The 20,967-nt window shown below is 68.8% G+C and carries 19 protein-coding genes, 2 tRNA genes and 1 pseudogene; 11 read left to right on the top strand and 11 right to left on the bottom strand.

Features of this window, described 5'->3' with window-relative positions; all coding sequences use genetic code 11:
- Positions 1 to 58 precede the first annotated feature (58 nt).
- Together MUY22_RS12410 and MUY22_RS12405 are read right to left on the bottom strand one after the other, a co-directional pair.
- Positions 59 to 511, bottom strand: coding sequence for a hypothetical protein (locus tag MUY22_RS12410; RefSeq protein WP_247059677.1), 453 nt, complete (start codon positions 509 to 511; stop codon positions 59 to 61).
- 147 nt (positions 512 to 658) lie between these two features.
- Positions 659 to 1,192, bottom strand: a complete 534-nt coding sequence (locus tag MUY22_RS12405; RefSeq protein WP_247059676.1) for a DUF2020 domain-containing protein — start codon at positions 1,190 to 1,192, stop codon at positions 659 to 661.
- Positions 1,193 to 1,353: 161 nt separating this feature from the next.
- On the opposite strand from MUY22_RS12405, the gene MUY22_RS12400 reads away from it, so the two are divergent.
- From MUY22_RS12400 to MUY22_RS12380, 5 genes are all read left to right on the top strand, one after another.
- Complete coding sequence (locus tag MUY22_RS12400; RefSeq protein WP_247059675.1) at positions 1,354 to 1,764, top strand: DoxX family protein; 411 nt, start codon at positions 1,354 to 1,356, stop codon at positions 1,762 to 1,764.
- A 94-nt stretch (positions 1,765 to 1,858) separates the two neighbouring features.
- Positions 1,859 to 2,473, top strand: coding sequence for a hypothetical protein (locus MUY22_RS12395; RefSeq protein WP_247059674.1), 615 nt, complete (start codon positions 1,859 to 1,861; stop codon positions 2,471 to 2,473).
- Position 2,474: 1 nt separating this feature from the next.
- The gene (locus tag MUY22_RS12390; protein WP_247059673.1) at positions 2,475 to 3,113 is read left to right on the top strand and encodes a pyridoxal 5'-phosphate synthase; all 639 of its coding nucleotides are present in this window, start codon (positions 2,475 to 2,477) and stop codon (positions 3,111 to 3,113) included.
- Between the two features lie 66 nt (positions 3,114 to 3,179).
- A complete protein-coding gene (locus tag MUY22_RS12385; RefSeq protein ID WP_247059671.1) occupies positions 3,180 to 4,307 on the top strand; it encodes an SMP-30/gluconolactonase/LRE family protein in 1,128 nt (375 codons plus the stop codon).
- Positions 4,308 to 4,360: 53 nt separating this feature from the next.
- Positions 4,361 to 5,752, top strand: coding sequence for an alpha/beta fold hydrolase (locus tag MUY22_RS12380; protein WP_247059669.1), 1,392 nt, complete (start codon positions 4,361 to 4,363; stop codon positions 5,750 to 5,752).
- A 46-nt stretch (positions 5,753 to 5,798) separates the two neighbouring features.
- On the opposite strand, the gene MUY22_RS12375 is transcribed toward MUY22_RS12380, so the two are convergent.
- Both MUY22_RS12375 and MUY22_RS12370 read right to left on the bottom strand, forming a co-directional pair.
- Positions 5,799 to 5,871, bottom strand: a tRNA-Ala gene (locus tag MUY22_RS12375).
- A 32-nt stretch (positions 5,872 to 5,903) separates the two neighbouring features.
- On the bottom strand, positions 5,904 to 6,071 hold the full coding sequence (locus MUY22_RS12370) for a DLW-39 family protein (RefSeq protein ID WP_086679331.1): 168 nt from the start codon (positions 6,069 to 6,071) through the stop codon (positions 5,904 to 5,906).
- Positions 6,072 to 6,412: 341 nt separating this feature from the next.
- Between MUY22_RS12370 and MUY22_RS12365 the strand changes: the two genes are divergently transcribed.
- The 6 genes and pseudogenes from MUY22_RS12365 to MUY22_RS12340 all read left to right on the top strand — a co-directional run bounded on the left by MUY22_RS12365 (position 6,413) and on the right by MUY22_RS12340 (position 12,410).
- Positions 6,413 to 7,216: an SDR family oxidoreductase gene (locus MUY22_RS12365; RefSeq protein WP_247059668.1), complete on the top strand. Its 804-nt coding sequence runs from the start codon at positions 6,413 to 6,415 to the stop codon at positions 7,214 to 7,216.
- 58 nt (positions 7,217 to 7,274) lie between these two features.
- The gene (locus tag MUY22_RS12360; protein ID WP_247059666.1) at positions 7,275 to 8,147 is read left to right on the top strand and encodes a helix-turn-helix domain-containing protein; all 873 of its coding nucleotides are present in this window, start codon (positions 7,275 to 7,277) and stop codon (positions 8,145 to 8,147) included.
- A 74-nt stretch (positions 8,148 to 8,221) separates the two neighbouring features.
- A pseudogene (locus MUY22_RS12355) lies at positions 8,222 to 9,280 on the top strand (DUF3631 domain-containing protein); the annotation flags it as partial.
- Complete coding sequence (locus MUY22_RS12350) at positions 9,277 to 9,507, top strand: helix-turn-helix domain-containing protein (RefSeq protein WP_247059664.1); 231 nt, start codon at positions 9,277 to 9,279, stop codon at positions 9,505 to 9,507. The pseudogene MUY22_RS12355 and the gene MUY22_RS12350, both read left to right, overlap by 4 nt.
- A complete protein-coding gene (gene xerC, locus MUY22_RS12345; RefSeq protein WP_247059662.1) occupies positions 9,491 to 10,678 on the top strand; it encodes a tyrosine recombinase XerC in 1,188 nt (395 codons plus the stop codon). The genes MUY22_RS12350 and xerC overlap by 17 nt, the downstream gene beginning before the upstream one ends.
- Before the next feature lie 136 nt (positions 10,679 to 10,814).
- On the top strand, positions 10,815 to 12,410 hold the full coding sequence (locus tag MUY22_RS12340) for a pentapeptide repeat-containing protein (RefSeq protein WP_247059660.1): 1,596 nt from the start codon (positions 10,815 to 10,817) through the stop codon (positions 12,408 to 12,410).
- Positions 12,411 to 12,483: 73 nt separating this feature from the next.
- Here MUY22_RS12340 and MUY22_RS12335 read toward each other — a convergent pair.
- The 7 genes from MUY22_RS12335 to gnd form a co-directional block, all read right to left on the bottom strand.
- Positions 12,484 to 12,557, bottom strand: a tRNA-Ile gene (locus MUY22_RS12335).
- 49 nt (positions 12,558 to 12,606) lie between these two features.
- The gene (locus MUY22_RS12330) at positions 12,607 to 13,281 is read right to left on the bottom strand and encodes a DUF3566 domain-containing protein (protein ID WP_247059658.1); all 675 of its coding nucleotides are present in this window, start codon (positions 13,279 to 13,281) and stop codon (positions 12,607 to 12,609) included.
- Positions 13,282 to 13,319: 38 nt separating this feature from the next.
- The gene (gene gyrA, locus MUY22_RS12325) at positions 13,320 to 15,914 is read right to left on the bottom strand and encodes a DNA gyrase subunit A (RefSeq protein WP_247059656.1); all 2,595 of its coding nucleotides are present in this window, start codon (positions 15,912 to 15,914) and stop codon (positions 13,320 to 13,322) included.
- Between the two features lie 51 nt (positions 15,915 to 15,965).
- Positions 15,966 to 17,933 (bottom strand): DNA topoisomerase (ATP-hydrolyzing) subunit B, encoded by a 1,968-nt coding sequence (gene gyrB / locus MUY22_RS12320; protein ID WP_247059654.1) that lies wholly within the window; start codon positions 17,931 to 17,933, stop codon positions 15,966 to 15,968.
- A gap of 197 nt (positions 17,934 to 18,130) precedes the next feature.
- Positions 18,131 to 18,634, bottom strand: coding sequence for a DciA family protein (locus MUY22_RS12315; RefSeq protein WP_247059652.1), 504 nt, complete (start codon positions 18,632 to 18,634; stop codon positions 18,131 to 18,133).
- A gap of 244 nt (positions 18,635 to 18,878) precedes the next feature.
- Positions 18,879 to 20,033 carry a DNA replication/repair protein RecF gene (recF, locus tag MUY22_RS12310; RefSeq protein WP_247059651.1) on the bottom strand — a complete coding sequence of 385 codons (1,155 nt, stop codon included), beginning with the start codon at positions 20,031 to 20,033 and terminating at the stop codon, positions 18,879 to 18,881.
- A gap of 22 nt (positions 20,034 to 20,055) precedes the next feature.
- Positions 20,056 to 20,946: a phosphogluconate dehydrogenase (NAD(+)-dependent, decarboxylating) gene (gene gnd, locus MUY22_RS12305; RefSeq protein ID WP_247059649.1), complete on the bottom strand. Its 891-nt coding sequence runs from the start codon at positions 20,944 to 20,946 to the stop codon at positions 20,056 to 20,058.
- Positions 20,947 to 20,967 lie beyond the last annotated feature (21 nt).

The raw sequence follows: 20,967 nt of genomic DNA, 5'->3' as shown, positions 1-20,967 counted from the left end.
ACGCGAAGAGGCCCCCGGGGGTGCACCGGGGGCCTCTTCAGTCGTGCTCAGGTGCCGCTCAGACCGCGGCGGCGTGCTTGTCGACCAGCTGGCCGAGACGGGGCAGCGCCTCTTCGACGTTCTTCTTGCCGTTCGGGCGGAGCTTGCCGTAGACCTTCTTGATGCTGTCGCGGCTGCTGCGCTCCGCGCGCGAGTCGGTGACGCTCAGCAGCGCGTCGGACGCCTCGTCCGAGCGGCTGGTCAGGTAGGCACCGAAGTCGCTGCCGCCCTTGGCGCGGAAGTCGCCGTAGAACGGCTCGAGCGCGCCGACGAAGTCGGGCAGCAGCGTGTCGACGGCCGAGGGGATGATGCCCGGCTTGATCTTCTTGACCGCGGCGAAGCCGGTCTTGACGACGGCACCCGAAACGCCGCCCTTGTCCGAGACCTCAGCGTCCACGAGGCCTTCGAAGTCGCTCACGACAGCCGGGCGACGGCTGGAGTCGAGCAGGATGTCCTTGAGGGTGTCAGCCACGAATCTAGTCCTTTGTCGTTGCAGAGTTGGTGCCCCGCCCCGGGGTGGGGATTCCCCGGCGGCTGCGGTGCGCGAGTCCACGAAGCCTGCGCGTGACGCACAGGGTAATACAAGATCAACTTCACTCACCCGTGTGGCTACGACTACCTAGAGCTTCAGGGCCGTGATGGCCTTCCTCACCACGGAGCGTGCCTTCACGCTCTGCTTCTGATTGGTCGTCGCGACGATGGCCGCGGTCCCTTTCGAGACCGCGTAGACGGCGCCGTCGTCGGTCGACTGGTAGCCGCCCTTCCACCCCGTCGGGTCGTTGGCCGGGTTGGACGTCTCGACCGGCGCCGCCCTGTTGACCAGCGCCGTTGCGACGCTCGCCGCCCCGACGTACACCTGGACGGTCAGCTGCACCTTGCCGTCCGGCCGGTAGAAGAAGCACGCCGGATGGGGCTGGTCGGCGGACACGCGTACCTTCGAAACGTGCTGCCCGTTCGCGTCGGCCACGAACTGGCTGTCGAGGTACGGGCAGTCCTCGGTCGCCCCCGGCTGGGGATCCGGTGGCAGTTCGGTGCCCGCCGCCGCACCGGCGGACTTGGACGGCGGACTGGGAGTCGCGGTCCCGGACACGATGGTGGCGCTGCAGCCGGCGAGGAGAGCCACGGCGGGCGCGAGAAGTACGAGTCGTCGCATAGCGCGCTCAGTCAATCATGTCCAGTCACACGAGTGAGTGCGGTCGAACGTTCAAGTACCGCTCAGTATCGGACCAATCACACATTGTGTTCCTTGGAGGCTTAGGGGCTCCTAACCTGGCTGTCACGTTTCTTTCCAACAGCCAGCCCGGGAGACGACGAATGAAGCTGTTCGACAAGGGTCGAGACCACGTGATGGCGCTCTTCCGCATTGTGTTCGGTTTTCTGTTCCTGTGCCACGGCGCTTCACGGCTTTTCGGCCTCTTCGGGGCCAAAGCGGCGGAATTCGGGTCCTGGCCGACGTGGTGGGCCTCGCTGATCCAGGTGGTGGGCGGGGTGCTGGTGACGATCGGGGTCGCCACCCGGCCCGCCGCGGTGCTCTGCTCCGGCTCGATGGCGTTCGCGTACTTCACCGTGCACCAGAGCGGCGGGCTGCTGCCGGTCGAGAACGGCGGCGAAGCGGCCGTTCTGTTCTGCTGGGGCTTCCTGGTCATCGCGTTCGCCGACCGCGGCCTCTGGTCGGTCGCGGGCGCGTTCCGCCGGGCCCCCGCCCAGCTGGAACCCGCAGCTTGACGCGGCCGGCCTGACGGCGTCGGCACCGCCCGGCATGGGAGCATGACCGGGCGGTGTCCGGCCGTGTCCGTCTTCGGCGAGGGAGGTCTCCCGCGTGCTCACCTCCGAGCAGTACCTCGGTGCGGTGGCCGAGCGCATCCAGCGCTCCGGTGGCCGGCTGAACTCCGTGCAGTTCGGGCCCGCGGTCGCCGTGGTCGGCCTGTTCACCGAGTCGGTGATGCTCTCCACGATGAACTACTGCGTGGTCGCCTGCGCCGTCCCGGAGGTCACCGCCGCCGCGCTGTACGACTTCACCAGCCGCGCGACGCAGCACGCCCGCGCGAACGTCATGGGCACCGTCGGCTGGACGGCGGCTTCGGTCGTCATCGCCGGGCTCATCGGGCAGCGCGTCTACCCGGACGCCGCGCAGGCCGCGTCGGCGAAGTCGGGCAACCAGTTCGGCGGCGAGACGCGGATGGTCGCCGTCGACGTCTCGGCCGGGCAGATGTACGCGTTCGTCGGCGGGAAGTTCTGGGGCGCCGCGGTGCAGGGCTCGGTCAACGCGAAGCTGACGTACTGCTTCCCGCAGCCCGCCGAGGTCTACCAGCAGGTGCAGTGGCAAGCGCAGCAACAACAACAGCAGCAGCTGCCGCCCGCACAGCCGGGCCAGCTGCCGCCGCCGGGCTGGCAGCAGCAACAGCCGCAGCACCAGCCCCCGTACGGTTACTGACATGGTCGCGTTGCGCGGATGGCCGTCGTTCCCCGAAGAGCTCCCGGCGTTCACGCCGGAAACGGCGTCGCCGGAGCCCCGGGAGCTGTTCCTGGAGTGGCTGACCGAAGCCGGTGAGCACGTGCTGGCGCCGCACGCCGTCACACTGTCTACTGTGGACGCCGATGGCGCGCCGGACGCCCGCGTGGTGATCCTCAAGGACGTCGGCCCCGGCGGCTGGGCGGTCGCCACCAGCTCGGAAAGCCCGAAAGGCCTGCAGCTGCGCAAGGATCCGCGCGCGGCGCTGACGTTCTTCTGGCCCGGCCGCGGCCGCCAGGTGCGGCTGCGCGGGCCGGTCTCCCCCGCCGCGCCCGAGGTGTCCGCCGAAGATTTCCTGGCGCGGCCGCCGGCCTCGCGCGTCGAGGCGTTCATCGGGCACCAGTCGCAGGTGCTGCGCGACCCGGCCGAACTCGACACAGCGGCCGCGGAAGCCGAGCGTTGGGTGGAAGAAAACCCCGGCGTCGCCCCGGAAACGTGGACGCGCTACCTCGTCGACCCGGACGAAGTCGAGTTCTGGCAGGCGAGCCACGACCGCCGGCACGTGCGGCTGCGGTACCGGAAGGCCGACGGCGCATGGGTCCGCGAACGGCTGTGGCCCTGACACCTGGGCCTTGACGCACCGGGGGCGGCGCGGGTAGGCAGGAAATCCGACAAAACGGAGGCCCTGATGCGCCGAACCGTCGTCCTCGCCGCCACCGCCGCGTTGTCCGCCGGGCTGTTGTCCGGCGCGTCCGCCGGTGAAGTGCCCTCATCGCAGCGTCCCGCCGTCTTCGAGACGGTGTTCGCGTCACCGCTCGGCCTCGAAGGCCTCACCACCGATGGCCGCGGAAACCTCTACACGCCCGCGCGCGGCGCCGATCCCTGCCCGGTCTACCGCGTCGCGGCCACCGGCGGCCCGGCCGCGGTCGTCGGCACGATCCCCGCGCCGTGCGGCCCGGCCGGGCTGACCTTCGACCGCCACGGGCGGCTGTACGTCGCGAACGCCGACACCGTCGTGTCGTTCGTGCCGGACGCCGCGAACCCGCCGGCCGCGACGGTGTTCGCCCGCGGCGTCCCCGGCGCGAACGGCCTGGCGTTCGACCGGGCCGGCGCGCTGTGGATCTCCGACGGCGGCACCGGCCAGGGCCGGGTGTGGCGGGCGGGCAGCGACGGCGTCGCCGCCGAGATGTTCCGCGTCCAGCCGCTGGTCAGCGACGTCATCGCGGGTGGCGTCGGCCGGGACGTACGCGGCTTGCCGCCCGGCACCGTGACGATCACCCCGGCCGGCCGGACCGCCGCGGACACCGCCGGCTCGCAGCACATCGTCGCGAACGGCCTGGCGTTCACCGAAGACGGCACGCTCCTGGTCGCGGACACCGCGCGCGGCGCGCTCTGGCGCGTCCCGATGGACCGCGCGGGCCGGCCGCGCGCGGCGACCGGCTGCGACGCCGCGTTCCCCGCGAACACGCTCTGCCTGGACGACGTCGACGTCCAGCACCCGTACCTCGAGGGCGCCGACGGGATCGCCATCGACCGCGCGGGCAACGTCTGGACAGCGGCGAACGAGCGCAACGCGATCGTGCTGGCCCGGCGCGACGGCCGCGTCGTCGAGTACTTCCGCAACCCGGCCGACGCGGCGACGAAGCTGCGCAACGGCGGGCCGCTGGAGTTCCCGACCAGCCCGGTGCTGCTGCCGGACGGCCGCTTGTGCGTCACCCAGTCCGACGGCAACCGGCGGGACAACTCGCCGAACACGGCGGGCGAGGCCGGGCCCGGGAAAGCCGCGCTGGCGAAGGTTTCCTGCGTCAGCCGGTGAGACGGTCCGTTCGGGGGTTTACGGCGCCGGGGCCGGTGGGGCCATGATGGATCATGCGTTCGAAACTGCTGACCGCCGGGCTGGTCCTGGCGCTGACCGCCGCACTCGGGGGTGTGGCCGCGGCCGACACGCGTCCCGGGGGACGACCGACGCTGACGGACTCGCACCCGTGCCCGGGCCAACCGGGCTTCACGTGCTCGACCCTGACCGTCCCGCTCGACCACACCGGCCGCGTCCCGGGCACGCTGAAGCTGCCGATCGCGGCCGCGGACAACGTCGACGCGCCGAAGGGCGTGCTCCTGTTCCTCACCGGCGGCCCCGGCCAGGGCGGCGTCGGCACCATCACGCGGATCGCCACCCAGCGGCTGCCGGAGGTCGCGAAGGACTACCGGTTCGTCATGCTGGACCAGCGCGGCACCGGCCCGTCGGGGGCGCTCCTGTGCCCGGGCCTGCAGGCGCAGATGGGCAGTTCGGACATCGCGACGCCGACACCGGACGCCGTCACCGAATGCGCCCGCATCCTCGGTGACACGGCACCGCTCTACTCGACGGACCAGACGGTCGCCGACTTCGACCAGCTGCGGCAGGCGCTGAACGTGCCGAAGATGGTCGTCGACGGCGTCTCGTACGGTTCCTTCACGGCGGCGCGGTACGCGATCGCACACCCGGGCAACGTCAGCAAGGTCGTGCTGGATTCGGTGCTCCCGCACCACGCGACGGCGTCGGCCTCGCTGTACCTGACCGGCCTCCAGGCCGAGGCCCGCGTCCTGCGGCTGGCCTGCGCGTCGCCGCCGGCGTGCGGCTACGACCCGGCCGAGGACCTCGCGTGGGTGGTCCGCCACCGGAGCACAGCGGACGGCGTGAAGATCTTCGACACGATCGTCTCGTACGAGTTCAGCGACCCGTCGTACCGAAACCCGGAGGCGGGCGACATCATCGGCGCCCTCCACCAGGCCCGCGGCGGCTCGAGCGGGCCCCTGAACGACCTGCTGGAGGCGTACAAGTCGGGCGGCGACAACCCGGCGTCGTTCAGCGCCGGCCTCCACGCGGCGACGCTCTGCGCGGACCAGCGCTTCCCCTGGGGCTCGGCGGCGACACCGGTCTCCCTGCGCCAACCCCTGCTCTCGCTGACGGCGCGGGCGTTGCCACCGCAGGCGACGTGGCCGTACACCACGGCGGTGGCGACGCAGCAGGGGTTCATCCAGAGCTGCCTCCCGTGGCCGGCCGAGCGTCCGGGCTCGAACCCGACGTCAAGGCTGCCGAACGTCCCGGTCCTGCTGCTGAACGGCGACCACGACCTGTCGACGCCGCTGGAGTGGGCGAAGGAGGAGGCTCGCCAGGCACCGCGGGGGAAGCTGGTGGTGGTCCCGGGAGCATCGCACTCGATCCAGAACCGCGAGCTGGGCCACGCGGGCCGCGACGCGGTGATCGCCTTCCTCGGCTGAACGACCTCAGGGCCAGGTCACCGGATGACCTGGCCCTGAGGGGTTGTGGAGCTGAGGGGAATCGAACCCCTGACCCCCGCCTTGCAAAGGCGGTGCTCTACCAATTGAGCTACAGCCCCGAGCGCGGACGGCGGACCGTCCGCACGAAGACTCAGTTGTGGGACGCGCCCGCCGGCTTGGCCGGGGTGGTTCCGTTGTTGGAGGGGACCGGAGCGGTCGCCTCGCGCCAGAGGTCGGCCTCGGCCTTCGCCGCCTTGTTGCGCTTGACCACGAACAGGACGCCGCCCGCGATAACCGCGAGTGCCAGCAGCTTCTTCACCGAAGCCCCCTTCTCAGCTTGCTTCCCTTACCCCGCGATGTTACCGGACTCGCCCAGCGCGAGATCGACCGGTGCCGCAGCGCCGTGTTCCACGTGGAACCACTGGAAACACCAGTAACCCACGTCACACCCGGCCGGAAATACCGCACCGAGCGCCGTCGTTGTACAAGGTGGTCGACCACCAACTCAGCCCTGCCGGCACTTCTCTTCCCGGCAGGGCTGACCTGTACCCAGGATCGTGGCTCTCGCAGTACCTGGATCACCAGGCTCTCCCAGCCGTCCAGAACGCCTGCCAACCTGGTTGAGCACTGCGGTTTCCACGACAAAAGGAATGACGACCAATGGCGGACGGCCAATTCACCACTCACGCAGACCTTTTCGACCTGAGTGGGAAGAACGCACTTGTCACCGGCGGCACCAGGGGCATCGGGATGATGATCGCGCGCGGCCTTCTGCAGGCGGGCGCCCGCGTCGTCATCAGCTCACGCAATGCGGACTCGTGCGCGGAGGCCCAGAATCTGCTGTCCGAATTCGGCGACGTTCGAGCAATTCCCGCCGACCTTTCCAAGCACGACGAATGTCAACGCCTCGCCGATCTTGTCGAGGCCGGCTCGGAACGCCTGGACATCCTCGTCAACAACGCGGGAGCGATGTGGCGCGAGCCGCTGGAGACGTTCCCGGACGAGGCCTGGGACTCGGTGATCGACCTCAACCTCAAGTCGCCGTTCTGGCTGGTGCAGGCGCTGCTCCCCGCACTTCGCAGGGCGGGCACCGCCGACGATCCCGCGCGGATCGTCAACATCGGCAGTATCGCCGCCATCCACGTCGCCGCGTCGCCCAACTACTCGTACGCCAGCAGCAAAGCGGGACTCCACCAGCTCACCAGGGTGCTCGCCCGGGAACTGGGCCCGCAGCACGTCACGGTGAACGCGGTGGCCCCAGGACCGTTCCCGTCGCAGATGATGGCGTCCACGCTCGACGCCATCGGCGACACGATCGCGGCGAAGGCCCCACTGCGCCGGCTCGGCCGCGACGACGACATGGCGGGCATCGCCGTGTTCCTGGCCAGCCGGGCCGCGTCCTACCTCACGGGCACCATCATCCCGGTCGACGGCGGCATCGCCACGACCGCAACAGGTACCTAGGCGTCGGGGGTACCAGCAGAACCTCCCTTCGCCTGCGGACAGGGCCTACCGTGACGAGGTGGCCACGATCGATCTGCGCACCGAGATCAAGGAATTCCTGAGCTCCCGCCGCGCGCGGATCACGCCCGAGCGGGCCGGACTGCCGGCCTACGGCGGCAACCGCCGGGTCAAAGGCCTGCGTCGCGAAGAGGTAGCTCTGCTGGCCGGGGTATCGGTCGACTACTACGTGCGCATGGAGCGCGGCGGCCTCGCCGGCACCTCCGACGGGGTGCTCGACGCGCTGGCCGCCGCCTTGCAACTCGACGAGGCCGAGCGCGATCACCTGCTCCACCTCGCGCGGCAGTCCAGGTCCCCCGGCGTTCCACGCCGCCGACGGCCCGTGGTGACGGTGCGTCCGGCTCTTCACCAGGTGCTCAACGCCATCACCGATGCGCCGGCGTGGATTTGCAACGGCCGTTATGACGTCCTGGCCGTGAATCACCTCGCCCGCGCGCTCTATTCACCGGTGCTCGCCGACCCGCGCCGACCGGCGAACACCGCGCGGTTCTTGTACCTGGATCCCGAACCAGCAAGAAAGTTCTTCGTCGACTACGACCGAATCGCCCGCGATACGGCCGCGAAGCTCCGCATGGAAGCCGGCCGCAACCCGCACGACGAGGAGCTGATCACCCTGGTCGGCGAATTGTCGACGCGCAGCGAACTATTCCGGCAGCGGTGGGCATCTCAGGACGTTCGACTACACCGGTCCGGACGCAAGCGTCTGCACCACCCGGTAGTGGGCCAGCTCGACCTGGACGTCGAGTCGATGGAGCTGCCTGCCGAACCGGGCTTGCACCTGACCGTCTACACCGCCCCCGCCGGCACGCCGACCGCGGACGGTCTGGCCCTGTTGGCATCGTGGGCGGCCAGCCAGGAGAACCTGGTGCGGTGACCTTCAAGGATCACCGGGATTTGTAACAGTCACCCAGGTCACGCGAAGCTCGGCTCACACATTGCGAACCGGACGTCACGCCGGCTGCGATCTTCCGGATGCTCGCCGACGGCCCGATGACACTCCTATTCGACGAGATCGACGCGGTGTTCAACCCGAAGACGGGCGGGAACAACGAGGACCTCCGCGCGCTGCTGAACGCGGGCTACAAGCGCTCGGCGACCGTGACGCGGTGCGTCGGCGACGCCAAGAGCATGAACGTGACCCGCTTCCCCGTCTACGCGCCGGTCGCGCTCGCCGGGATCGCCGGCGGCATGCCCGACACGATCACCACGCGGGCAATCACCGTGCATATGCGCAAGCGCCGGTTCGACGAGGTCGTCGAGGAGTTCATCGAAGAGGACGTCGAACGCGAGTCGGCGCCGGTGCGCGCCGAACTGGCGGGCTGGGTCGGACGCGTCGGCGACGAGGTGAGCCGCGCGCGACCCGACCGACCGGCCGGCGTGCGCGACCGCGCCGCGGAGATCTGGCGTCCGCTCCTGGCCATCGCGGACGCAGCCGGCGGGCACTGGCCGGAGACAGCACGGCGAGCATGCCGGCACTTCGTGCTCGAAGCCAACGCGCAACCCGTCTCGATCGGCGTGCGGCTGCTGGCGGACGTCCGGCAGATCTTCGCCGCGGAGAACACCGACCGCATGGTCACCGCCGAGCTGATCCGCGAGCTGCACGCCATCGAAGACGGGCCGTGGACGGACCTGCAGGGCAAACCGCTCGACAGCCGCCGTCTCGCGAAGGAACTCGACCGGTACTTGGTCCGGCCGAAAGACCTCAAGGTCAGCGGCAAGACGCTGAAGGGCTATCGCATCGACGGCGACGGCGGCCTGGCCGACGCCTGGAGCCGCTACCTCCCGCCGCTCGAAACGGGCGCGACCTCCGCGACCAGCGCAACCCCGCAGGTCACCGCCACACCGGACGCCGCGGAGTCGCGGAGCTTGGCCGCGACCTCCGCAACCCGGGTCGCGGACGGTCGCGGCACCCAACAGCCGCTCGCACCCGTGCTGACCAGCCCGGTCGCGGACGTCGCGGACGTCGCGCCCGCCAAGCCGGATCACGACAACGAGGGGGATCGATGAACGCCGTACCCATGCCGGTCGCGGTGCCCGAACGGCATCTCTACCGGATCACGGAAGCGATGCGGCTGCTCTCGATGAGCCGCTCGGTCATCTACGAGCAGTTGCGCTCGGGGCGCTTGCGCTCGGTCAAGCAGGGACGCGCCCGGCTCGTGCCGGCGGTCGCCATCCAGCAGTACGTCGAGTTGCTCATGAAGGAAGCGGAGGTCAGCTATGGCGAGTCGGCGTAGCCGCGGAGACGGCGGCCTGTACTGGTCCGAAGCCCGACAACGATGGATCGCTGAGCTGACGATCGGCTACCGACCGAACGGAAAGCGTATTACCCGCAAGGCTGCCGGCAAGACGAAGACGGAGGCAAAGGCTGCGCTCGACCGGCTCGTGGAGCGCAGGAAGGAGGGGACGGCCACGGCAGTCGGCGGGCTTAAGGTGGAGAAGGCTGTTCGAGACTGGCTGCGACACGGCCTCAACGGTCGCAGCACCGCGACCGTTGAGAAGCTGACCATCCTGGCCGAGACGCACATCATCCCTTCACTCGGCGCAAGGGTGCTGCTGGACCCGAAGCAGTCGAAGGAACTAACGGCTGACGACGTCGACGCCTGGCTGGAGGAAAAGGCCGAGGTTCTCGCCACGCGCACGCTACAAGACCTCCGTTCGATTCTCCGGCGCGCGATCAACCGATCGGCAAAGCGGAACAAGGGCATCCGGAACGTGGTGCTGCTGTGCGACGAACTGCCGGTTGGTCGCGACGGCCGTCCGTCGAAGTCGCTTACCTTCGCCCAGGCTGTGTCGGTACTCGCCGCTGCGGAGGCGGAGGACTCCACGTACGGCGACTACACGGTGGTCTCCCTCCTGACCGGCGCGCGGACCGAGGAGGCTCGCCCGCTGGCGTGGCCGGAGGTCGACGTGGTCGGAAAACCGGAAGCGAAGCCGCCGATCCCACCGCACGTCAACGTGTGGCGGTCGGTACGGGCGGGTGGGGACACGAAGACTAAGAAGTCACGACGTTCACTCGCGCTTTCAGGTCGGGCTGTCGACGCCCTGGAGCGCCAGAAGCTCCGACAGAAGCGTCAGCGCGAGTCGGTCGGCGACCGGTGGCAAGAACTCGGAATCGTGTTCGCATCGGACGTCGGGACGCAGCTCGACGCGGCCAACGTCCGACGCGGCTTCCGGCGCATCTTGAAGCTCGCCGGGCTCGAACCGAAGGACTGGACGCCGCGCGAACTGCGCCACAGCTTCGTGTCGTTGCTCTCGGACAGCGGGCTCACCATCGAGGAGATCTCACGGCTGGTGGGGCACTCGGACACGAAGGTGACCGAGTTGGTCTACCGCCACCAGCTGCGGCCGGTGATCCAAGACGGAGCGAAGGCGATGGACGCGATCTTCCCGGATTCGGCGGCATAGTCTCTCAATCGATCACCAGGTTACGGGCTGGTTCACCGTCGCGACCAGCCCGTGACCTGCGTGGCCCGTCGCCGCAAATCGATTACTGGCTAGTCCCTGATGTAGCACCGGGTCGGTCGGCGGCGACTGACCGTGCGTGACGAACTGGAAGCCAACGCTGCCCCGCCTCTCCGAGCTGAGCTGGGCGCCGGCGCGCGGAGCGCTCGTGCTCAGCGGGGCCGCGCTGCTTGCCGGAATGACGGTGCTGTTCGGGTGGATCGACTGGCTGGCGCTGGGCCAGTGGGCACGCCCTCACGCCGTGCCGATAGCCCTGTTCGCTGCCGCCGGAATAGGCGTGACCGCCGCCGGTTGGCGGTTGCGTGGGCAGCGTGCGCCGCGGACACGGGCCTCGGGGATGAGCTGGTGGGTCGTCGTCGGTGCGGCGATCGTAGTGGTCGTCGTGGCCTGGGTCGCGACCAATTGGCTGCTGGGTGAGGCCGCCGCGGCAAAAGACCCCGGCGCCGCGCGGGTCGACGCGATCAAGACCGGGCTCGGCATCGGCGCCGGCACCACGGGCATCTTCGCGCTCCTGCTGGCGGTGCGGCGGCAGTGGCACAGTGAGAGTGACGCAATCGAGAAGAACGTCACTGAGCTGTATGCCAAGGCCGCCGATCAGCTCGGCTCAGCTGAAGCCCCAGTGCGCCTGGCCGGCCTCTACGCTCTCGAACGCCTCGCCCACAACAATCCAGGGCAGCGGCAGAGCATCGTCAACGTTATCTGCGCTTACCTGCGCATGCCTTATACACCGCCCGGCGCTGCACTGACGACCGACAGCGTGGAACATCAGGAACGAACCCAGGAACGCGAGGTCCGACTTGCTTTCCAGCGCATCCTCACCGATCACCTCGACCCAGAGAATCTCCGGAGTTTCTGGAACGACCTCGACCTCGACCTGAGCAATGCGCACCTAGTGGCCTTCACTCTAGAGAACTGCCGTACTCGAGATGTTCGCTTCGATGGCACGACCTTCACCGGCTACACCTCGTTCGACGGCGCGACCTTCACCGCCAACGCCTCGTTCGACGGCGCGACCTTCACCCATATTGCCTGGTTCACCGGCGCGACCTTCACCGCCAACGCCTCGTTCGACGGCGCGACCTTCACCCATAGTGCCTTGTTCAACCGCGCGACCTTCAGCGGCAGCACCTGGTTTGGCAAGACGTACTTCGCCGACGGCGCCTCGTTCGACGATGCAACTTTCACCGGCATTACCCTATTCAGCAGCGCGACCTTCACTGGCTTCTTGTTGAACAGCATGGCCCTCGCTACCGGCGCCTCGTTCGACAACGCGAACTTCAGCGCCGTCGCCTCCTTTGACAACACGAACTTCTCCACCGGCGCCTCGTTCGATGGGGTGACCTTCACCACCGGCGTCTCGTTCAGCAACGCGGCCTTCACCGGCAACACCTCGTTCGACAACGCGAACTTCATCACCGGCGCCTCCTTCGATGGAGCGACCTTCACCGACGACGTCTCATTCAGCGATGCGACCTTCACCGGTGGTGTCTCATTCAATGAGGCGACCTTCACCGGCGCCCTCCCGACGATCGATAGGCGACTTGCCGGGAAAGTTGCCTTCACCAACGTCATCCTCACCACGTACTTGCCGGACCGTACGAGCATCGCGGGCATCATCGTGGATATGCATGAGGTACGGGAAGCCAACGGAGAGACTGAGGCTTCCTGGGAGTGACAGTCACCCAGTTTGTCACTCCAGGTCACGCAAAAGCCCGGTTCGCGAGACGCGAACCGGGCTTTGACCTGCGTGGGCCTACCAGGACTTGAACCTGGGACCTCTTCGTTATCAGCGAAGCGCTCTAACCACCTGAGCTATAGGCCCTTGAACGAGGAGAACTTTACAGGACCCCCGAGGGGGCCCTGCAACCGGGTTACTCCCGTTCCGACAGCGTGACTTCCAGGCCTCCGGCGAGGTCGGCCGACACGTTGTAGATGAACGCGCTGACCGTGGCCAGTGCCGACACCAGGACGATGTTGATCGCGCCCAGGATGGCCGCGATGCCGAAGACGCGGCCCGCGCTGATCAGCGGTTCGGAGGACGCGTTCGCGCCTTCGCCGCCGACCAGGGAGGAGTACGTGCCGTTCAGCTTGTCCCAGACGCCCATGCCGTCGAGGACCGTGTAGAGGACGCCGACCGCGACCAGCCAGACGAAGAACATCGCGACGCCCAGCACGAGCGACAGCTTCAGGACCGACCACGGGTCGAACCGCTTGACCTGCAGGCTCGCCCGTCGCGGGCCTCGGCCCGGGCGGCGGAGGGCGCTGGGGCGGGCGCGCTGGGTCGACGCCGACGGGATGGCGGCCGCGGACGGCTCGCCTCCCGGCGGGGTGTCGCCGCCGCCGAAGAGGCGGGGGGCGGCGCTGCCGGTCACCACTGGGTGCTCGGCCGGCGAGACGGTTTGCGTCTCGCCGGCCGGGCGCACCTCGTCCGTGGCCAGCCCGACCGTCGCCTCGGCGTCGCCGCCGTCCTTGCCGACCCGCTGCCAGGGCGGGCTCGACGGAGTCCCGTTCGAACCCGCTGCCTCGGGATTCTCGGATGGTGTCACGAAGAGTCAGTCCTTACCCGTGCCGTGGTGGCGCCGTCTCACTGCTCCGGCGGCGCCGTCGTTTCTTCATCCGCGTCTGTCGCTTCGGCCACTGCTTCCGACACGGCTTCCGCAGTGTCGTCCACCGTGACGTCCGCTTCCACGGTGTCGTCACCGTTGGCGACGTCCGAGGGCTCGTCCGCGTTGCGTGCGACCGCGAGAAGAGTGGTGCCTTCGCCGAGATTCATCAGCCGCACCCCCTTCGTCTGCCGCCCCGCCTTGCGCACGTCGACCGCCGGCGTGCGGATCACGCCGCCGCTCGAGGTGATCGCGTACAGCTCGTCCTCGGCGTCGACGATGAGCGCCCCCACCAGCCTCCCACGTTTGCGGTCGTGCTGGATGGTGAGCACACCCTTGCCACCGCGACCCTGCACCGGGTAGTCCTCGATCGGCGTGCGCTTCGAGTATCCGCCGTCGGTCGCGACCAGCAGGAACTTGTCCGGCTTGACCACGCTGATGCCGAGCAGCTCGTCGCCGTCGTTGAACCGCATGCCGAGCACGCCGGACGTCGGGCGGCCCATCGGCCGCAGCGCCTCGTCGGTCGCGTGGAAGCGGATCGACTGGCCTTCGGCCGACACCAGGAGCAGGTCGTCCTCGGCCGCCGCCAGGACCGCGCCGACCAGTTCGTCGCCCTCGCGCAGGTTGATCGCGATGAGGCCGCCGGAGCGGTTGGAGTCGAAGTCGGTGAGCTTGGTCTTCTTCACCAGGCCGCGCTTGGTGGCGAGCACCAGGTACGGCGCGACCTCGTAGTTCTTGATCTCGATGACCTGGGCGATCTTCTCGTCCGGCTGGAACGCCATGAGGTTCGCCACGTGCTGCCCGCGCGCGTTGCGGTTGGCCTCGGGCAGGTCGTACGTCTTGGTCCGGTAGACGCGGCCCTTGTTCGTGAAGAACAGGATCCAGTCGTGCGTCGAGCAGACGAAGAAGTGCTGGACGATGTCGTCCTGCTTCAGCGTCGCGCCCTGCACGCCCTTGCCGCCGCGCTTCTGCGAGCGGTACAGATCCGTCTTCGTCCGCTTCGCGTACCCCGTGCGGGTGATCGTGACGACGACGTCCTCGACAGCGATGAGCTCTTCGTCGGTGACGTCGCCGTTGAAGGCGATGATCTTCGTGCGCCGGTCGTCGCCGTACTTCTCGACGATCGCCATCAGCTCGTCGCGGATGATCGATCGCTGCCGCTCGGGCTTCTCGAGGATGTCCTTGAGGTCGGCGATCTCCAGCTCGATCTCGGCCAGCTGGTCGATGATCCGCTGCCGCTCGAGGGCGGCCAGGCGCCGCAGCTGCATGTCGAGGATCGCGGTGGCCTGGATCTCGTCGACGTCCAGGAGCTCCATCAGGGCCGGCCGGGCCTCGTCCGCGGACGGCGACCGCCGGATCAGCGCGATGACCTCGTCGAGCGCGTCGAGCGCCTTGACGTAACCCCGCAGGATGTGGGCCCGTTCCTCGGCCTTCTTCAGGCGGAAGCGGGTCCGCCGGACGATGACCTCGACCTGGTGCTTCACGTAGTGCCGGATGATCTGGTCGAGCCGCAGCGTGCGCGGCACGCCGTCGACCAGCGCCAGCATGTTGACGCCGAAGTTCTGCTGCAGCTGGGTGTGCTTGAACAGGTTGTTCAGCACGACCTTCGCGACGGCGTCGCGCTTGACCGTGACGACGATCCGCATGCCGGAGCGGCTGTTGGACTCGTCGGCGATGTCGGAGATGCCGGTGAGCTTGCCGTCGCGGACCAGGTTCGCGATGTTCTCGACCAGGTTGTCCGGGTTGACCTGGTACGGCAGCTCGGACACGACCAGGATCGTGCGGCCCTTGACGTCTTCCTCGACCTCGACGACCGCGCGCATCCGGACCGAGCCGCGGCCGGTGCGGTAGGCGTCCTCGATGCCGGACGTGCCGAGGATCATCGCCTTGGTCGGGAAGTCCGGGCCCTTGATCCGCACCAGGAGCGCGGCCAGCAGCTCGTCGTCGTCCGCTTCGGGGTTCTCGAGCGCCCAGACGACGCCCTCGGACACCTCGCGCAGGTTGTGCGGCGGGATGTTCGTCGCCATCCCGACCGCGATCCCGGAGCCGCCGTTGACCAGCAGGTTCGGGAAGCGCGACGGCAGGACGTCGGGCTCCTGCGTGCGGCCGTCGTAGTTGTCGCGGAAGTCGACGGTGTCTTCTTCGATGTCGGCCAGCATCTGCATGGCCAGCGGCGCGAGCCGGGACTCGGTGTACCGCATCGCGGCGGCGGGGTCGTTGCCCGACGAGCCGAAGTTGCCCTGGCCGTCGATCAGCGGGTACCGCAGCGACCACGGCTGGGCGAGCCGGACGAGCGCGTCGTAGATCGCCGAGTCACCGTGCGGGTGGTAGTTGCCCATGACGTCGCCGACGACGCGGGAGCACTTGTTGTACCCGCGGTCCGGCCGGAAGCCGGAGTCGAACATCGAGTACAGGATCCGGCGGGCGACCGGCTTGAGGCCGTCGCGCACGTCCGGCAGCGCGCGCGACACGATCACGCTCATCGCGTAGTCGATGTACGAGCGCTGCATCTCCTGCTGGATGTCGACCGGTTCGATCCGGTCGTGGTCCGGAGCCGGCGGCAGAGTTTCCGTCATGGGTCCTTCTCGAGTGCGGGGGTCCTAGCGGGACAAACGAACGGGGGACGCCTACACGTCCAAGAAGCGCACGTCCTTGGCGTTGCGCGTGATGAACGAGCGGCGGGCCTCGACGTCCTCGCCCATCAGGACGGAGAACAGGTCGTCGGCCTGGGCGGCGTCGTCCATCGTGACGCGCCCCAGCAGCCGGTTGGCCGGGTCCATCGTGGTCTCCCACAGCTCTTCGGCGTTCATCTCGCCGAGACCCTTGTACCGCTGGATCGCGTCGTCCTTCGGCAGCCGCTTGCCGGCCTCGACGCCCGCGCGGATGACGGCGTCGCGCTCGTTGTCGGAGTACACGTACTCCGGTTCGGCCCGCGGCCACTTGATCTTGTACAGCGGCGGCCGCGACAGGAAGACGTGGCCGTGCTCGATCAGCGGCTTCATGAACCGGAACAGCAGGGTGAGCAGCAGCGTGGTGATGTGCTGGCCGTCGACGTCGGCGTCGGCCATCAGCACGATCTTGTGGTACCGCAGCTTCTCGAGGTCGAACTCGTCGTGGATGCCGGTGCCCAGCGCGGTGATCAGCGACTGGACCTCGGTGTTCTTGAGGACGCGGTCGATGCGGGCCTTCTCGACGTTGATGATCTTGCCGCGGATCGGCAGGATCGCCTGGTACATCGAGTCCCGGCCCTCCTTGGCCGAGCCGCCGGCCGAGTCACCCTCGACGATGTAGAGCTCGCACTCCTCCGGCTTGGTGGAGCGGCAGTCCTTCAGCTTGCCGGGCAGGCCGCCGATGTCGAGCGCGCCCTTGCGGCGGACGAGGTCACGCGCCTTGCGGGCGGCCATCCGGGCCTGCGCCGAGGAGATCGACTTGTTGATGATCGTCTTCGCCTCGGCCGGGTTGCGCTCGAACCAGTCGGCCAGCCACTCGTTCGACTGCTGCTGCACGAACGTCTTCGCCTCGCTGTTGCCCAGCTTGGTCTTCGTCTGGCCCTCGAACTGCGGCTCGCTCAGCTTGATCGAGACGATCGCGGCGAGACCCTCGCGCACGTCGTCACCGGTCAGGTTGGTGTCCTTCTCCTTGAGCAGCTTCTTGTCGCGCGCGTACGTGTTGACGACGCGGGTCAGCGCGGCGCGGAAGCCCTCTTCGTGGGTGCCGCCCTCGTGGGTGTTGATCGTGTTGGCGAACGTGTAGACCGACGGCGTGAACCCGGTGTTCCACTGCATCGCGACCTCGACCTCGAGGCCGGGACCCTTGGCGTCGAAGGAGATCACGCTGGCGTGGATCGGGTCCTTGCTGCCGTTGATGTGCTTGACGAAGTCTTCGAGCCCGCCCGGGTAGCAGTAGACCTTCTCCTTGACCCGGGCGACCTTGCCCTCGGCGTCCGCCTCGGCCTCCTCGTCGGCGACGCGCTCGTCGCGCAGGGACAGCGTCAGTCCCTTGTTGAGGAACGCCATCTCCTGGAGGCGGCGCGAGATCGTCTCGAAGTTGAAGGTGGTGGTCTCGAAGATGCCGCCGTCGGGCCAGAAGGTGATCGTGGTGCCGGTCTCGGACGCCGGGCCGAGGTCGTCGAGCGGACCCGGGATCTGGTCCGTGTACAGCTGGCGCCAGTCGCGGCCGCCGTACTTGACCTCCGCCAGCAGCCGCGTCGACAGCGCGTTCACCACGGAGATGCCGACGCCGTGCAGGCCGCCGGACACCGCGTAGGAGTCGCTGTCGAACTTGCCGCCCGCGTGCAGCTGGGTGAGCACGACCTCGATGGTCGGCTTGTGCTCCTTGGGGTGCATGTCGACCGGGATGCCGCGGCCGTCGTCGACTACCCGCACCCCACCGTCGGCGAGGAGGGTAACCTCGACCTTGGTGGCGTGCCCCGCCATCGCTTCGTCGACCGAGTTGTCGACGACCTCCTGGACGAGGTGGTGCAGCCCGCGCTCACCGGTGGAACCGATGTACATACCGGGGCGCTTGCGGACCGCTTCAAGGCCTTCGAGCACCGTGATCGATGACGCGTTGTACTCGCTCTTGTTCTCGGTCACAGGCCTTGTTTCTCCTCGTCTCGCCCGAGCGGACGCTCGCTCCCCTCCAGTGTACTTGGCCGCGTCTGCTGACATGCGGCAAGGACACCCCTGAACGCGTCACAGACGGACGAAATCGGTCCGAGCCGAGTCTTGACGTATTTCAGCGCGTCTGGATGCGTTCTCGGGGCATTCAACCGAGCAACGCGCAACCCGGGTCAGCCGTACGTGTCACGCGGGCCGCGACCCGACACGTGCCGGGGCCCTTTCCGCCAGCTCGGGGCCATCGGACCCTGGATCCGCATGCGCTTGACCACGCCGTTTCCGACTCCCGCCGCGATCTTGGCCAGCAACTTCCCCTGCAGCAACCGCAGCTGGGTGGCCCACGCCGTGGAGCTGGCACGGACCGTGAGCTCGCCGTCTTTCAGCGCGACCGGCTGGGCGTGTTCCGCGACGTCTTCGCCGACCAGGCGCGCCCACTGCGCGAAGACGCGCGCGCCGGAGACGCTCTCGTTCCAGCCGCGGTCACTGACGAGCCGCGAAACGAGCCGGCCGAGTGGCTGGGGATCACGCGCGTCCGCACCCGGTCCCGACCAGCGGCGGCGCCGGGGGTTCTGTCCGCTGCTGGCCACGCGGCGGCGCTGCCCCGGCGGGACGCCCCGCTCCTTGGCCTTGGCTTTTGCGGCCTCGAGCGCGGCGTGCGCGAGGTCCCGGCCCGTCATCGCCGCCCCGTTCGGAGCAGTGGGGTTCTCACTCTGCGTACTCGGCGTGGCGTTCCCGGCCGGGTTAACCCCTTTGTGGGGGGTGTCAAGCGGCCGATCCGGCCTTTTGGTCACGCGCGGCGATAACCCGGGCACGGGTTTATCCACACTGTCCACAGGTTTGTCCCCAGATCGGTGGGTAACTCCTGTGTCAGCGGTCACACCGGGTGGTCGAGTCGATCTTGGCGCGCCTGGTTTGCGCTGTTCAGCCACGCGTGACCTCACCATCCGCCACCACGAACCGGCTCCCCGCCAGCTCGCTGGGCACGTCTTCGTCGACCGCGGCCGTCACCAGCACCTGCTCGGCGCTCGCGGCCACCTCCGCCAGCCGGGCCCGGCGCTTGCGGTCCAGCTCGGCGAACACGTCGTCGAGCAGGAGCACCGGCTCACCCGCTTCCCCGCGCAGCAGCTCGTAGCTGCCGAGCCGGAGAGCGAGCGCGAACGACCACGACTCGCCGTGGCTCGCGTAACCCTTGGCCGGCGCCTCGCCCAGGATCAGCTCCAGCTCGTCCCGGTGCGGGCCGACCAAGCTGATCCCCCGCTCCAGCTCGGCTTTGCGAGCTTCCCCGAGCGCCTTCAGCAAGACGTCCTTCAGGACTTCGGGTTGCGCCCGTTCGCCATCGGGTACGCCGTACGTCGACGGCAGGCCTTCACCCAGCGAAGACTTGTACGAGATCTTCGCCGGCCGGGAGTCCGGAGCGACGCCCATGTACGCCGCGGCCGCGTACGGCCCGAGGTCGGCGACGAGGTTCAGGCGCGCGGCCAGCAGCTCCGCGCCCGCCACCGCGAGGTGGTCGTCCCAGACTTCGAGCGTCGACAGCGCGTACGGGTCCTCACGTCCGGTCCGGCGCTTGCCCGCCGTTTTGAGGAGGGCGTTGCGCTGTTTCAGCACCTTCTCGTAGTCCGCGCGAACCCCGGCGTACCGCGGCGCGCGCAGCACCAGCAGCTCGTCGAGGAACCGGCGTCGCTCACCAGGGTCACCCCGCACGAGCGCCAGGTCCTCCGGGGAGAACAGCACCGTGCGCAGGATGCCGAGCACGTCCCGCGGCCGGCCGACCGCGCCGCGGTTGACCCGGGCGCGGTTCGCCCGGCCGGCGGTGATCTCGAGCTCGACGGTCAGCTCGCGGTCGTCGTTGACCACCGCGACCCGCACCAGCGCGCGCTCACAGCCGTGCCGGATGAGCGGCGCGTCCGTCGCGACGCGGTGCGAGCCCAGCGTCGCGACGTACCCGATCGCTTCCAGCAGGTTGGTCTTGCCACGACCGTTCTGGCCGACCAGCACGGTCGGCCCCGGTTCGAGGGCGAGATCGGCCTGGGGCCAGGAGCGGAAGTCGGTGACCTGCAGGTGGCGCAGATACACGTGGTTCCTTCCCGGACGGGACCTACCCGCCGACCTTCTTCACGGCGTGCCCGCCGAACTGGTTGCGCAACGCGGCGACCGCGCGCATCGCGGCCGAGTGCTCCTGGCGGGAGGCGAACCGGGCGAACAGCGCGGCCGAGATGACCGGCGCCGGCACCGCGTTGTTGATCGCCTCTTCGAGCGTCCACCGGCCTTCGCCGGAATCCTCGACGTAACCCTCGAGGTCGTCCAGCTCCGGGTCCTCGTCGAGCGCGCGCACGAGCAGGTCGAGCAGCCAGGACCGGACGACGGTGCCGCGCTGCCAGCCCTTGATCACGGCGGGCACGTCGTCGACGACCTTCGCGGCCTCGAGCAGCTCGAAGCCTTCGGCGAAGGCCTGCATCATGCCGTACTCGATGCCGTTGTGGATCATCTTCGCGTAGTGGCCGGCGCCGACGCTGCCCGCGTGCGAGAAGCCTTCCTCACGCGGGCCTTCCGGGCGCAGCGCGTCGAAGATCGGCATCGCGCGCTCGACATCGGCGGCCGTGCCGCCGACCATCAGGCCGTAGCCGTTTTCCTTGCCCCACACGCCACCGGAGACACCGCAGTCGGCGTAGCCGATCTTCTTCGCGGCGAGCAGCTCGGCGTTCAGCTTGTCGTCGGTGTACTTCGAGTTGCCGCCGTCGATGACCATGTCACCTTCGGCGAGCAGGTTGCCCAGCTCGGTGATGGTCTGCCGCGTCGGGTCGCCGGCGGGAACCATGATCCAGACGATCCGCGGAGCGTCCAGTTTGGACACCAGGTCCTCGAGCGACGTCGTGTCGCTGACGTCCGGGTTGCGGTCGTAGCCGACCACTTCGTGACCGGCCGCGCGCAGCCGCTCACGCATGTTGAAGCCCATCTTGCCCAGGCCGATCAGACCGAGCTGAACCATGAGATCCCCTTACGTACTAAC

This window comes from Amycolatopsis sp. WQ 127309 (assembly GCF_023023025.1).
Lineage (GTDB): Bacteria > Actinomycetota > Actinomycetes > Mycobacteriales > Pseudonocardiaceae > Amycolatopsis.
This window is presented reverse-complemented; position numbering and strand designations above follow the sequence as displayed.

Coding starts and splice junctions, on each gene's coding strand:
- MUY22_RS12405 (WP_247059676.1), bottom strand. CDS start 1,192: ATGCGACGACTCGTACTTCTCGCGCCCGCCGTGGCTCTCCTCGCCGGC.
- MUY22_RS12400 (WP_247059675.1), top strand. CDS start 1,354: ATGAAGCTGTTCGACAAGGGTCGAGACCACGTGATGGCGCTCTTCCGC.
- MUY22_RS12390 (WP_247059673.1), top strand. CDS start 2,475: ATGGTCGCGTTGCGCGGATGGCCGTCGTTCCCCGAAGAGCTCCCGGCG.
- MUY22_RS12385 (WP_247059671.1), top strand. CDS start 3,180: ATGCGCCGAACCGTCGTCCTCGCCGCCACCGCCGCGTTGTCCGCCGGG.
- MUY22_RS12380 (WP_247059669.1), top strand. CDS start 4,361: ATGCGTTCGAAACTGCTGACCGCCGGGCTGGTCCTGGCGCTGACCGCC.
- MUY22_RS12365 (WP_247059668.1), top strand. CDS start 6,413: ATGGCGGACGGCCAATTCACCACTCACGCAGACCTTTTCGACCTGAGT.
- MUY22_RS12350 (WP_247059664.1), top strand. CDS start 9,277: ATGAACGCCGTACCCATGCCGGTCGCGGTGCCCGAACGGCATCTCTAC.
- xerC (WP_247059662.1), top strand. CDS start 9,491: ATGGCGAGTCGGCGTAGCCGCGGAGACGGCGGCCTGTACTGGTCCGAA.
- gyrA (WP_247059656.1), bottom strand. CDS start 15,914: ATGACGGAAACTCTGCCGCCGGCTCCGGACCACGACCGGATCGAACCG.
- MUY22_RS12315 (WP_247059652.1), bottom strand. CDS start 18,634: ATGACGGGCCGGGACCTCGCGCACGCCGCGCTCGAGGCCGCAAAAGCC.
- gnd (WP_247059649.1), bottom strand. CDS start 20,946: ATGGTTCAGCTCGGTCTGATCGGCCTGGGCAAGATGGGCTTCAACATG.